At 67.1% G+C, this 12648-nt stretch carries 11 protein-coding genes; 3 read left to right on the top strand and 8 right to left on the bottom strand.

Annotated features, from left to right (window positions below; genetic code table 11):
* Window positions 1-73: 73 nt before the first annotated feature.
* The 3 genes from U0C82_RS12800 to U0C82_RS12790 all read right to left on the bottom strand — a co-directional run bounded on the left by U0C82_RS12800 (window position 74) and on the right by U0C82_RS12790 (window position 2604).
* Window positions 74-784, bottom strand: a complete 711-nt coding sequence (locus tag U0C82_RS12800; RefSeq protein ID WP_322187557.1) for a retropepsin-like aspartic protease family protein — start codon at window positions 782-784, stop codon at window positions 74-76.
* Window positions 774-980: a DUF1289 domain-containing protein gene (locus U0C82_RS12795; RefSeq protein ID WP_322187556.1), complete on the bottom strand. Its 207-nt coding sequence runs from the start codon at window positions 978-980 to the stop codon at window positions 774-776. Before U0C82_RS12795 ends, U0C82_RS12800 begins: the two co-directional genes overlap by 11 nt.
* Before the next feature lie 109 nt (window positions 981-1089).
* Window positions 1090-2604 (bottom strand): sensor histidine kinase, encoded by a 1515-nt coding sequence (locus U0C82_RS12790; RefSeq protein ID WP_322187555.1) that lies wholly within the window; start codon window positions 2602-2604, stop codon window positions 1090-1092.
* A gap of 146 nt (window positions 2605-2750) precedes the next feature.
* Between U0C82_RS12790 and U0C82_RS12785 the strand changes: the two genes are divergently transcribed.
* The 3 genes from U0C82_RS12785 (at window position 2751) to U0C82_RS12775 (ending at window position 6086) form a co-directional block, all read left to right on the top strand.
* Window positions 2751-3362, top strand: a complete 612-nt coding sequence (locus tag U0C82_RS12785) for a glutathione S-transferase family protein (RefSeq protein ID WP_322187554.1) — start codon at window positions 2751-2753, stop codon at window positions 3360-3362.
* Window positions 3363-3370: 8 nt separating this feature from the next.
* Window positions 3371-4015 (top strand): uracil-DNA glycosylase family protein, encoded by a 645-nt coding sequence (locus U0C82_RS12780; RefSeq protein ID WP_322187553.1) that lies wholly within the window; start codon window positions 3371-3373, stop codon window positions 4013-4015.
* A 274-nt stretch (window positions 4016-4289) separates the two neighbouring features.
* A complete protein-coding gene (locus tag U0C82_RS12775) occupies window positions 4290-6086 on the top strand; it encodes an acetolactate synthase 3 large subunit (protein WP_322187552.1) in 1797 nt (598 codons plus the stop codon).
* 128 nt (window positions 6087-6214) lie between these two features.
* Here the strand turns inward: U0C82_RS12775 and U0C82_RS12770 are convergent, their stop codons facing one another.
* From U0C82_RS12770 to U0C82_RS12750, 5 genes are read right to left on the bottom strand one after another with little or no spacing between them, the layout of a single operon-like run.
* Window positions 6215-6949 carry an electron transfer flavoprotein subunit beta gene (locus U0C82_RS12770; RefSeq protein WP_322187551.1) on the bottom strand — a complete coding sequence of 245 codons (735 nt, stop codon included), beginning with the start codon at window positions 6947-6949 and terminating at the stop codon, window positions 6215-6217.
* On the bottom strand, window positions 6946-8166 hold the full coding sequence (locus U0C82_RS12765) for an electron transfer flavoprotein subunit alpha/FixB family protein (protein WP_322187550.1): 1221 nt from the start codon (window positions 8164-8166) through the stop codon (window positions 6946-6948). Before U0C82_RS12765 ends, U0C82_RS12770 begins: the two co-directional genes overlap by 4 nt.
* Window positions 8163-10109 (bottom strand): DUF3483 domain-containing protein, encoded by a 1947-nt coding sequence (locus U0C82_RS12760; protein WP_322187549.1) that lies wholly within the window; start codon window positions 10107-10109, stop codon window positions 8163-8165. The genes U0C82_RS12765 and U0C82_RS12760 overlap by 4 nt, the downstream gene beginning before the upstream one ends.
* A gap of 2 nt (window positions 10110-10111) precedes the next feature.
* Window positions 10112-12166 (bottom strand): NADH:flavin oxidoreductase, encoded by a 2055-nt coding sequence (locus U0C82_RS12755; RefSeq protein WP_322187548.1) that lies wholly within the window; start codon window positions 12164-12166, stop codon window positions 10112-10114.
* A complete protein-coding gene (locus U0C82_RS12750; protein ID WP_322187547.1) occupies window positions 12163-12612 on the bottom strand; it encodes a GIY-YIG nuclease family protein in 450 nt (149 codons plus the stop codon). Before U0C82_RS12750 ends, U0C82_RS12755 begins: the two co-directional genes overlap by 4 nt.
* Between the last annotated feature and the right edge of the window lie 36 nt (window positions 12613-12648).

Genomic DNA, 12648 nt, shown 5'->3' with positions numbered 1-12648 from the left:
CGTCTTGCGGCTTTTCTGTCGGCGCCGGGCGGCAATTCTCCGACGGTTTGCGCTGCCGCAGGTGACGCGGCGCTCAATCGGTCAAAATCAGCGTGTCGCCGCGAAAATCGTAGGATGTGAGCGTGTTGAGGAAGCTCATGCCCAATAGGATGGTATCGAGCCCTTCCGCATCGGTGACGGCGGCACGTATGTTGCGCCGCTCGATGTCGCCGATGCGGATGCTGTCGAGAAACACCGGGGCCGAGCGAGCGATGCCGTTTGCCGTCTGCACGAAATCGCTGAAGGACAAGGCGTCCGTGTCGATCCCGAGCGATTGCGCCATCGCACGATCCATCGCGATCACCGAGGCGCCCGTATCCACCATGAAGGAGACGCTTTCGCCATCGACCGTGCCCGACAGGTGAAAATGCCCGTCGGAGCCGCGAACGGCCATATATTGCCGGCGTTCCCCGTCCGACGGCAGGGCGACGACGCTGCCGGGGACGAGAACCGCCATCATCCGGTTCTTCACGGCGAGAAGTTCGGGCGCGAAGGCGTAGCCCGCGATGGTGACGAGAAAGACGCCGGCCCAGATCGCGGCATGGCGAAGTGCTTCCCCGAGCCGGACGCTTCGCAGGAGAAACAGGCTCGCGCCGATCCCGACGCCCCAGGCCCCGTAATAGGCCAGCTGCGCGAACTGGCCGTCCGGCAGGCCGGCGACCGATCCGTCCCGGCTGGTGAGAAGGGCGAGAAGCGCCACGCCGATGACGGCCAGCAGAATCCAGAGCAGCGAACTATCGCGCATCACGCCGCTTTCCGGGCTTGGCAGGTTCCATGCTCGCTTGGCTCATCCGGGCCGGCAGCGTCCGCATGATGGACAGCCGTTCGGCACGCCCGAGCATGCCCCAGGCTCCAATTTCCGCACCGGTCCGGCCGCAGCCCCGGCAGAGCCCGGTTTGCGGATGAAGTTGGCAGATCCCGTTGCAGGGCGAATCGGTCATGAGATCACTTGCGCTCGAATGGAATGGCGCGAGAAGCATCGGCGCCGTGACGTGGTCCTCCAACATGGTCGGTGGACCGGCTGACCTCAAGTGTGCCGCCGAAAGGCGTTCAGGCGTCCTCGAAGGCGGGCATGACCTCCAGCACCCGCGAATGGGGGAACACCGCGATGACGTTCGTTCCCTTGCCTTCGCGCGAGGTCAGTTCGAACTGCCCGTCATGCAGCTTCACCAGCGCCTGGACGATCGGCAGGCCGAGACCGGTGCCCTGTTCGGCGCTCTTGATTGCGTTCGTGCCCTGTCCGAAGGAGGCCAGAACGGTGGGGATCTCGTCTTGCGGTATGCCCGCCCCATTGTCGCTCACGCCGACATATTGCCCGCCTCCGGCAGTCCAGCCGACGCTGATCACGATCTCGCCCGATGGCGCCGTGAACTTCACAGCGTTCGACAAAAGGTTGAGCACGATCTGGCGCAGCGCTCGCTCGTCGCCCCACAGCATGGGCAGATTGTCCTCGCACTGCAGGTGCAGCGCGATCCGCTTGTTTTCGGCACGCAGCCTGACGGTGGTGATGCATTCGGCGGCGACGCGGCTGAGATCGACCGCCTCTTCGTTCAGCTTGTATTGTCCGGCCTCGACCCGGGACAGGTCGAGGATCTCGTTGATGACGCCGAGCAGATGCCGGCCCGAGGAATGGATGTCGTCGAGATATTCCTTGTAGTTCGGGCTGCCGATCGGGCCGAAGATCTCGTTCTGCATCACTTCCGAAAATCCGAGGATCGCGTTCAGCGGCGTGCGCAGCTCGTGGCTCATGGTCGCCAGGAACTGCGATTTGGCGCGGTTCGCGTCCTCGGCGCGCCGGCGCGCTTCGTCGGACAGCACCCGCGAGCGCTCCAACTCGCCGATCAGCTCGTCCTTCTCGGCCTGGTGGCGCACCTGGGCGACGGCTCCCCTGCGCAGCGCCTCGGCAACGAAGGCGAAGAAGGGGACCGCGCCGACGAGAACGAGATCCATCGCCGCCGTCATCGGATCGGAATGGTTCACGAGCTGCGAAAGCAGCCCGATCAAGAGCGGCGCGAAGGTGATGGGGACGACGAGACGCAGCGTCGAGGAAACCATCGCCGTCATCGCGATCACGAGGACGAGGACGGAGAACTGGAAGATCTCGAACCGCATGGGGGCGCAGTCGTGGCATTCCAGATAGGGCAGGTAGGACCAGCAGAGGCCGATGAGGACGTGGCCGACCAGAAAGGTGGTCGCGCCGATGCGGCCGGTCCTGCCGGCCGGTCCCTCCTGCGCGGCGTTGGCGCGCCGGCCGAGAATGACGAGGACGAGATAGGCAAGGAGTGTCAGTCCGGTCCACAGGCCCGCGACGAACGCGCCGGTGAAGATCGAGAGGCCGAACCCGGTCAGGATGACCGGTGCGGGCAGGAGGATCGAGGAGGCGCGGATCTGCGCGGCATGCAGGACGAGAAGCTCGCGCTCGATGAAGGAGGTGCGGCGGCCCCGGCGCTTCATGGTCTCCCGCAGCGAACGGATGCCATTCGTCGAGCCGGGACGGCCGCGCTGCGGCGTCCTCGTCTTGTCCGCACGCGAGTGCTCGTCGAAGGGGGATAGGGCGAGTGACATCGGGTCTGGACAGGTCCGGTACGCTGGGGGCAAAAAGCTGGGTCTTGTCTTCCCGAAGAATGAACAAGATGCCTTAATGAACCGCAAAGACCGCGCCATGTTTCGTTAACACGGTACATCGAACGCTTATCGTGAAGGACCATTCCATGAAGCTTTTCGACGGTGGCCGTGCGCCCAATCCCCGCCGCACGCGCATGTTCCTGGCGGAAAAAGGCATAGAGATCGCGACCGTGCCGATCGACATGGCGAAGGGCGAGCATCGCGGCGAGGCGATCGCCGCGCGCAACCGGCTGAAGCGCCTTCCGGTCCTCGAGCTCGACGATGGCACGATCCTGACCGAATCGATCGCGATCTGCCGCTATGTCGAGGCGCTTCATCCCGATCCGCCCCTGTTCGGACGCACCCCCATCGAGATCGGCCTCGTCGAGATGTGGAACCGGCGCGCCGAACTCGAACTCTATCTCGCCGTCGGCGCCGTGTTCCGCCACGGTCATCCCGGCATGGCGGTGGCCGAGCCCGTCCAGATCGCGGAATGGGCCGAACTGAACAGGGGCCGCGCGATCGAGGCCCTTGCCATGATCGAGGAACAACTTTCCGCCAACGCGTTTCTCGCCGGCGCAGCCTTCTCGGTCGCCGACATCACCGCCTTCGTCGCGGTGGGCTTCATGAAGGCCGCCAACCTCGATGTCCCGGACGATTTCACCCATGTGAAACGCTGGTACGAGAGCGTTCGGGAGCGGCCGAGCGCTTCGGCGTGACGAGCCGCATGGCAGGGGACGCCCGCCCCGAAAGCGCCGCGGCGTTGCAGGCCGTCATCCGCACCTGCCGCATCTGCGCCGAACGCCCGATCGGCGCGCCGTTGCCGGTCCCGCCCAATCCCGTCCTCGCAATGTCGCAGACCGCGCGCGTCCTCATTGCGGGGCAGGCGCCGGGAAACCTTGCCGACAAGACGTCGACGCCGTTCAACGACCCGTCCGGGGTGCGCCTGCGCACATGGCTCGGGGTCGACGAGGCGGTCTTCTACGATCGCTCGCGCATCGCGATCCTGCCCATGGGGTTCTGCTTTCCCGGCTATGACAGGAACGGGTCCGACCGGCCGCCCCGGAAGGAGTGCCGGGCGACCTGGCACGACCGCGCCATGGACGCAATGCCACAGATCGAGCTGATCCTTGCGATCGGGGCCTATGCCCAGGCCTACCATATCGCGGAAGGGCGCGGGCGGACCCTGACCGAGACGGTGGAGAACTGGCGCACGATCCTGGAGCATGGCGGCCGTTACGCGCCGGTCATTCCCCTGCCGCACCCTTCATGGCGCAACAATGGCTGGCTCAGGAAACATGCATGGTTCGGCGCGGAACTCCTCCCGGTCCTGCGCGAGCGGGTCGCCCGCGCGATCGCGCTTGGCGCTTGACCCGACGCCATGCTACGGCCCCGCCGGACCGGCGACCATATTCCATTCGGTAAAAAGACCGTTGACCAGTGGCATGGGAGCGCATAGGTTTCGCACTATGAAGATTTCAACCATCCTCGTAATCGTAGGAACGCGCACACGACAGGCGGCCTGACCGCCCGGCGAATGCCACGTGTGCGCGAAAGACAAGGGCCCCGAGAGGCCCTTTTTTTATGGGAAAAATCAAAATCCGCGAGCCGATGGCTCACTATGGACCGGGCAGGACATGAACATCATGACGAATGCGACTATCGAGGCAGGCGGAAAGCGCGAGATGACCGGCGCGGAAATGGTCGTCACGGCGCTGAAGGACAATGGCGTCACCGATATCTTCGGCTATCCGGGCGGTGCGGTCCTGCCGATCTACGACGAAATCTTCCAGCAGACCGCCGTGCGCCACATTCTTGTGCGTCACGAGCAGGGCGCGGGCCATGCCGCGGAAGGCTATGCCCGCTCCACCGGCAAGTGCGGCGTCATGCTCGTGACCTCCGGCCCGGGCGCGACGAACGCGGTGACGGCGCTGCAGGACGCGCTGATGGATTCGATCCCGCTCGTCTGCATCACCGGTCAGGTGCCGACGACGCTGATCGGCTCCGACGCCTTCCAGGAATGCGACACGGTCGGCATCACGCGCCCCTGCACCAAGCACAACTGGCTGGTGAAGGACGTCAACGATCTCGCGCGCGTCCTGCACGAGGCGTTCCATGTCGCCACGTCCGGCCGGCCGGGCCCCGTCGTCGTCGATATCCCGAAGGACATCCAGTTCGCGACCGGCGTCTACACGCCGCCGCCGGCCAACCAGACCCATGAGAGCTATCGCCCCAGACTGTCGGCCGACGAAAGCCAGATCCGCGCCGCGATCGCGATGCTGGCGAGCGCCAGGCGCCCGATCTTCTATACCGGCGGCGGTGTCGTCAATTCCGGTCCGGAGGCCGCCGAGCTCCTCACCGAACTCGTCGAACTGACCGGCTTTCCGATCACCTCGACCCTGATGGGTCTCGGCGCCTATCCGGCATCGGGCGACAAATGGCTCGGCATGCTCGGCATGCACGGTACGTACGAAGCCAATCTGGCGATGCACGATTGCGATCTGATGATCTGCATCGGCGCGCGCTTCGACGACCGCATCACCGGGCGCCTCGACGCGTTTTCGCCGGGCTCGCGCAAGATCCAGATCGACATCGATCCGTCCTCGATCAACAAGAACGTCCGGGTCGACCTTCCGATCATCGGCGACGTGACGCACGTCCTGCGCGATCTGGTCGCCGCCTGGAAGGAAACCGGCGCCACCACCGACGCGGCGGCGGTCAAGGACTGGTGGACCCAGGTCGAGAAGTGGCGCGCCCGCGACTGCCTCGCCTACAGGCCGAACGACGATGTCATCATGCCGCAATATGCGGTGCAGCGCCTTTACGAGCTGACAAAGCATCGCGAGACCTATGTCTCGACGGAAGTGGGCCAGCACCAGATGTGGGCCGCGCAGTTCTACGGCTTCGAAAAGCCGAACCGTTGGCTCACCTCCGGTGGCCTCGGCACCATGGGTTACGGACTGCCGGCGGCCATCGGCGCGGCGATCGCCCATCCGGACGCTTTGTCGGTGTGCATCGCCGGGGATGCCTCGGTCCTGATGAACATGCAGGAGATGTCGACGGCGGTTCAGCACAAGGCGAACATCAAGATTTTCATTCTCAACAACCAATATATGGGCATGGTGCGCCAGTGGCAGCAGCTTCTGCACGGCAATCGCCTGTCGAACTCCTACACCGAGGCGCTGCCGGACTTCGTCAAGCTGGCCGAGGCCTATGGCGGGCATGGCATTCGCTGCCAGAAGCCGGGCGATCTCGACGATGCGATCCAGGAAATGCTGGATGTCGACGCGCCGGTCCTGTTCGACTGCCGGGTCGCCAACCTCGCCAACTGCTTCCCGATGATTCCGTCGGGCAAGGCACACAACGAGATCCTGCTGCCGGACGAGGCGACGGACGAAGCGGTCGCCAACGCCATCGACGCCAAGGGCAAGGCGCTGGTCTGATCGCCGGCGACGCGGTGCCGGCCGTCACGACATGACGAGACCCGCCGGAACGCTCGTTCCGGCGGGTCTTGCCGCGAAGGCTGTTGCGCCCGTTGCGGGCTCCGGGAGACGAAGGCGGGCCCGCCTCGTCAGAACGTGCGGATGCCGTTCTTCTCGAGATAGTCGAGGATCAGCCGGGCCGCCTCCTCGGGCGCCGGGTCGACATGCAGCTTTCCGGCAGGGTCGCCGGCTGGCGTTGCCGCGGTGCGCATGAGCTTGGGCCGCGCGCGATAGGGTCGCTCGTTCCAGCCGGGATGCGCGTCCTGGCGGTCGTGACGCTCCAGGACCGGCAGCGTCCGGATCGTGCCGCGCCGCGCGGCCGCGAAGACGAACGGTGCGGGCGCGGGGGCGAGCGGGTGTACGGTCACGATCGCTGGAAGCTTCACGGTGATGCGACGCCGGTCGCCCTTCTTCAAGGCCTGATCGACGCGGATCGTGCCGGGTCGGGGCCCGGTCTCGATCGCGACAGCGTCCGCGATCAGGGGCAAGTCCAGCGCTTCGGCAAGGCAATACGGAACGAGCCCGCTGTCTTCGCCGCCCTGGCCGCGGCGTCCGGCAAGGATGAGGTCGGGTGCTTCGGCGCGCAGTCGTGCGCTCAGCGCCTCGAGCGGATCGACGCCCCCCCCGATGGCGAGATGGTCGACAAGCGACAGGCCCACGCCCAATGCTTCGCGCACGGCCTCACCGTCCGGCCCCGCGTGAAGACCGGTGACCCGGCCGTCGAGTCGCGTGGCCAGACCGATCGCCTGCGCCTCCAGCCTCGACAGCGCGGGGCGGTCGGAAACCGGGTGGCGGGCGGCGGAAAGACAGATGAGGATGTTCATCGGGCCCGCCTTTTCCGCTCGTCGACGAGCGCTTTCAGCGCCGGCATCACCGCCTGCGCGTCCGCGACGATGGCAAGGCCTGCGCGTTCCACCATTTTGGCGTGCAGATCGGTGTTGACCGCTATCACGTGTTCGCACGCGGCAATGCCCTGCAGATGCTGCGGCGCGCCCGCGATGCCGAGCGCCAGATAGCAATCGGCCGCGAGCACCGTGCCGGAGGCGCCGACCTGCGCCGATCGGGGCATCAGCCCGGCATCGCAGACGACGCGGGAGGCGCCGGGCGTTCCGGACAGGGCGGCGGCGAGGGCCTTGAAGGCCTCGATATCGGTGACGCCGTTGCCGGCCGAGACGACGAAATCGGTCTCCGAAAGGGAAAGCGCCGACGGATCGCCCGCGACGGGTTCGATCGAAAGGATGGCCGGGTCGGCGGACCTGCCGGCGTTGAAATCCCCGTCCAGCGCTCGTGCTTCGCATGGCACGCCGCCATAGGCCGCGACCCGGTCCTCGCCGATCGTGATGAAGCGGGGCGGCGCGCCGAACATCTCCGTCCGGTTTCCGTCCCGTGCCCGCACCGCCTGCCTTGCCGAGAGCGAGACGAGATCGGTGAGGATCGTCTCGCGAAGCGAGACCGCGATGCGGCGCGCGAGATCGGCCCCTTCGCCGTCTTCGGCGAAGATGACGTGCCTCGGGGCGAGCGCTTCGACCATGGCGCGTATCCGGGCGGCGCGGGCCGGCGCGGACATCTCGCCGTCACCGGTCATCGCCAGGACACGGTCGGCGCCGCAGGCTCCGAGGTCGACAATGCCGGCTGGCGCGATGCCCACCACGGCGCCGCCGCCTTCACCGGCATCGGCGAGCAGGCGGGCCGCGCCCAGGACCTGCCGATCGAGGCGCGAAAGCCGGCCTTTCGCCGCTTCCAGAACCGCAAAGACCAGGTATGCCGGCGCGGCGACGACCCGCACCGCCGGCGCGGCGGCCTCGCTTCGTCGAGACGGCGCATCACCCGGTCCCGCCGGAATGGGCGCCAGCGTCTGGGTGCGATCGAGCCGAAGGCGCGGCGCGGCGAACACCTCGAAGCCACGGCGTTCGGCGCGGGGATCGCGCCTTGGGCGCCGCGACGCCCCGACCGCAAGGCCGAGATCGAAACGCGGTCTGTGACGTCCCCCGACGGATCGGGCTTCGCGCTCGCTTCGCGGATCGCGCCGGGTGCGGGTCATGCGGGCTCGACCTCCCGCCTGTCGGCGTGGCGCTCGACGGTTCGGCCGGCCTCCACGGCTTCCAGCAGAAGCTCGGCGACGTCCTTCACGTCAGCCCGCGTGCCGGTGACGCCTTCCAGCATCGCCGTGCATTGCGGACAGGCCACGGCGACGGTGGTGGCGCCGGTCTCCCGCGCCTGCGCCATGCGAAGGTCCGGAATGCGCCTGTCGCCGGGAATATCGGTGGTGGGCGCGCCGCCCCCGCCGCCGCAGCACATGGAGGCACGCCCCGACCGGGCCATTTCGCGGCGGTCGAGACCGAGAGCGTCGAGCAAAGCGCGCGGCGCCTCGAACTCGCCATTGTAGCGCCCGAGATAGCACGGGTCGTGATAGGTGATGGGCGGCCCGGACAGCTGTGCCGGTGTCAGCCGGCCGGCGGCGACGAGACCGTCGAGGAACGCCGTATGGTGAACGACCTCGTAAGTGCCGCCGAAGGCCGGATATTCGTTGCGCAGCGTATGCAGCGCATGGGGATCGGCGGTGAGGATGCGCTTGAAGCGAACGGCCGAGAGGGCCGCGATATTGGCCCTCGCCAGTGTCTGGAAGGTCGCCTCGTCGCCCAGGCGGCGGGCGAGATCGCCGCAGTCGCGCTCCTTGTCGCCGAGCACCGCGAAATCGACGTTCGCGTGCGCAAGAAGCGTGATGAGCGCGCGCAGCGTGCGCTGGCCGCGCATGTCGAACGCCGCCTGCCCGAGCCACAGGAGAACGTCCGTTTCGCCGCCCCCCGGGACGATCGGCAAGGCGAGACCGGCGGCGAAATCCGTGCGGGTCTCGAGAGCGTGGCCGTTCGGCTCGTCGGCGAGCCGGCAATTGTCGAGGACGTCCGGTCCCTTGCCGGGCACCGCGCCCCGTTCGAGCGTCTGGAAGCGCCTGAGATCGACGATCGCGTCCACATGCTCGATCATCATCGGGCATTCCTCGACGCACGCCCGGCACGTGGTGCAGGACCAGAGCGTGTCGGGATGGATCATCGCAGCCGGGCCGATGATGGGCTGGTGAAGCCCGCCGGAAGGGTCGCGAGCGGCTTCGTTGGGATAGGGATTGCCGGCATAGGGCGATCGATGGCCGCCGCCGGCGGCCGCGGCCAGATCGGCGATGAGGTGCTTCGGGCTCAGGGGCTGGCCGGCGGCAAAGGCCGGGCAGGCGGCCTCGCAGCGCCCGCACTGGACGCAGGCGTCGAAGGACAGGAGCCGGTTCCAGGCAAAATCCGCCGGCTGATCGCGCCCGAGCTTCGCCCCGTCGAGATCGATCGGCACGAGGCCCGTCGCCCGTCCCTTGGGAAGCGCCGCGTCGAAGCGTTCGGGGCGCGGGTGAAGCGCGAGATGAGCGGCCCCCGCCAGCGCGTGCCGCATCGGCCCGGTCGCGGCCTGCGCGGCGAGCGCGAGACCGCCGGCGGCCGTGACGATCAGAAAGCCGAACGAGAGCGAGGGCAGCGGATCGCCGAGCGCTGCGAGCGAGGCCACGAGAAGCCCGCCCACCGCGAACGTACCGAGATAGACGGGCGTGCGCTGGTAGCGCCCGAGCGACAGGCGTGGCATCGCGCGCGGATAACGCCGCCGCGCGACGAGGAGGACCCCGGCGGCCATCACGGCAAAGCCGATCCCGACCGGAACCCAGTAGATCCGCGAGGCGGCGAGCGCCGGAACGAGACCGAGAAGGAGGAGGCCGCAGGCAAGGACGAGCCCGCCGGCGACGGGCACATGCATGCGCGAGGCGGAGCGGTCGCGGTCGACGACATGGTGGACATCGACGAGATAGCGCTTGGGCAGCGCCTTCAGCCCCCCGAGCCAGTCGACCTTCGCCCGCCGTCCGGACATCCACAGGCGCCCGCGCCGGACGATCTGCACGGCGGCGACGAAGGCCATGGCAAGGACGAGCCAGGGCAGGAAGGATGCCGCCGCCATCCCTACAGGTCCTTGCACAGGCGCAGGGCGTCGTAGATCGCGGCATGGATGTTGCGGCCCGCCAGCGCATCGCCGACGCGGTAGAGCGAGAAGCCGTTCCGTCCGGCCGCGCCGTTCGTCTCGCAGGGCTGCGGGCGGCCGGCGGTCAGGGCCGCGTCGTCGACGAGCCCGTGGTTCCGCGACGCATCCTTCAGGGCGTAGTGGAGCCGGTCCACCGGATGGGTGCCGTAGTCGACGACCACATGATCGACCACCCGCTCTTCCTCGGCGTGCGTCATCGTGTTGCGCAGGGCCGCGATCTTGCGATTGCCTTCCGGATAGATCTCGATCAGCTCCATGTTCGGCGTCATAACGACGCCGAGCTTGTAGAGTTCGCGCAGATGGACCGGCTGGTTGGTCGCGCCGATGTCCTCGCCGATCATCCGGTCGTGGGTGGCGATCTCCACGAGACAGCCCTTCTGCGACAGGAATTCGGCGGTGGAGGCGGCGTTGTGGTCGCCCATCTCGTCATAGACGAGCACGATGCCGGCCGGCTCCACCCGGCCTTCGAGAACGTCGACGGTGGAGACGGCGTACTCGGCGCCCTTGACGTCGCCCAGATGCGGCACCCCGCCGGTCGCGATGATGACGATGTCGGGCGCCAGCGCTTCGATCGCGGCAGCGTCGGCTTCGGTGCCGAGGCGAAGCTCGACGCCGAGCGCCTGCACCTGCGAGACGAGCCAGCGCGGAATGCCGGTCAGCGCCTCGCGCCAGGTGGCCTTCGCCGCGGTCATCACCTGGCCGCCGAGCCGGCCGGACTTTTCGAACAGGGTCACCTGATGGCCGCGCTCGGCAAGGACGCGGGCAGCTTCCAGTCCGCCGACGCCGCCCCCGACCACGACCGCGCGCTTTTTCACCGACGCCTTGTCGATGATATGGGGCATGGTCGCCTCGCGGCCCGTCGCCGCGTTCTGAATGCACAGCGCATCCTTGCCCACATAGATCCGGTCGATGCAGTAGCCGTAGCCGACGCACTGGCGGATATCGTCCGCCCGGCCTTCCATCAGCTTGCGGACCAGATGCGGGTCGGCAATGTGAGCGCGGGTCATCGCGATCATGTCGACATGGCCTTCGGCGACCGCGCGGGCGCCGGTGGCCAGATCGGTCACGCGCTGGGCGTGGAAGATCGGAATGTCGACCTCGCGCTTGACGGCCGAGGCGACCGGCAGATAGGGCGCGACGGGGAACGACATGTTGGGCAGGGAGATGGCGTGGGCGATGTGATCGCGCGCCTGGCCGCCCATGATGTTCAGAAAATCAACGAGACCCCGATTGGCATATTCGGTGGCGATGGCGATGCAATCCTCGGCGGTGAGCCCGCCCTTCAGCATTTCGTCGCCGGACATGCGCATGCCGATGACATAGTCGTCGCCGGCCGCTTCCCGCATGGCGGTCAGCACCTCGATGCCGAAGCGCATGCGGTTCTCAAGGCTCCCGCCATAGGCGTCGGTGCGATGGTTCGAATGGGGCGACCAGAACTGATCGACCAGATGGCCGTGGGCCGCCGAAATCTCGCAGCCGTCGAGCCCGCCATCCCGGCAGCGTCTTGCCGCGCGGCCGAAATCGGCGACGATCCGGTCTATCTCCTCCTGTTCGAGTTCCTTGGCGACGGACCGGGACGCCGGTTCACGCGTCACCGAGGGCGACTTGACCGGAAGCCAGTTCTCCGTGTCCCATTTGGTGCGGCGGCCCATATGGGTGAGCTGGATCATCAGCTTGGCGCCGTGCCGGTGGATGCGGTCCGAAAACTCACGGAAGAACGGAACGACGCTGTCGTCGGCGACCGAGATCTGGTTCCAGGGCGCCGCCGGGCTGTCGAGCGAGACCGAGGACGAACCGCCGAACATGGTGAGGCCGATCCCGCCCTTCGCCTTTTCCTCGTGATAGAGCTGATAGCGCTCCTGCGGCTTGCCGTCCTTGCCGAAGGAGGGCGCGTGGCTCGTCGACATGACCCTGTTGCGGATCGTCAGCCCCTTGATGGTGAGCGGCTTGAGGAGAGCTTCGGCATTGGCGATCATGGGCGTTGCTCTTTTCCGGATGCGGACTTTGGGACGGGCGGGGTCTGGTGCGTTGGGATTTTGGGCGGACGAGGTAGGTTGTGTGGGGGAGGTGAGATCGCTGGATCCTCCGACCCATCATCAGATTTCGAAACGAACGCCCCCTGAAACGGGTTGTCCTTGTCCGAAACCGTCTCGAACAGATCATCCCAACGGGGATTGATCTCTTCGATCGGCCTGATCTTCCAGGCCCGCCGATATCGCTTCAGCGAATTGTCCCGTTGGATCGCACGCTCGATATCGTCATGGCGCTCGTGCCGGACGAGGGTTTTCACCCCGTATCGCGCCGTGAACCCGCCCATCGAACCGTCGCGATGTCCCTGCACGCGAGTGTTCGGATCGGATGTGACGCCTATATGGAACGTGCCGTTGCGTTGGGATGCCATGATGTAGACCCATCCTCCCACGGCGGTTCAGGGCGTTGGCTTAGAATTGACGACTGC

This window comes from Fulvimarina uroteuthidis (assembly GCF_034321785.1).
GTDB classification, from domain to species: domain Bacteria; phylum Pseudomonadota; class Alphaproteobacteria; order Rhizobiales; family Rhizobiaceae; genus Fulvimarina; species Fulvimarina uroteuthidis.
This window is presented reverse-complemented; position numbering and strand designations above follow the sequence as displayed.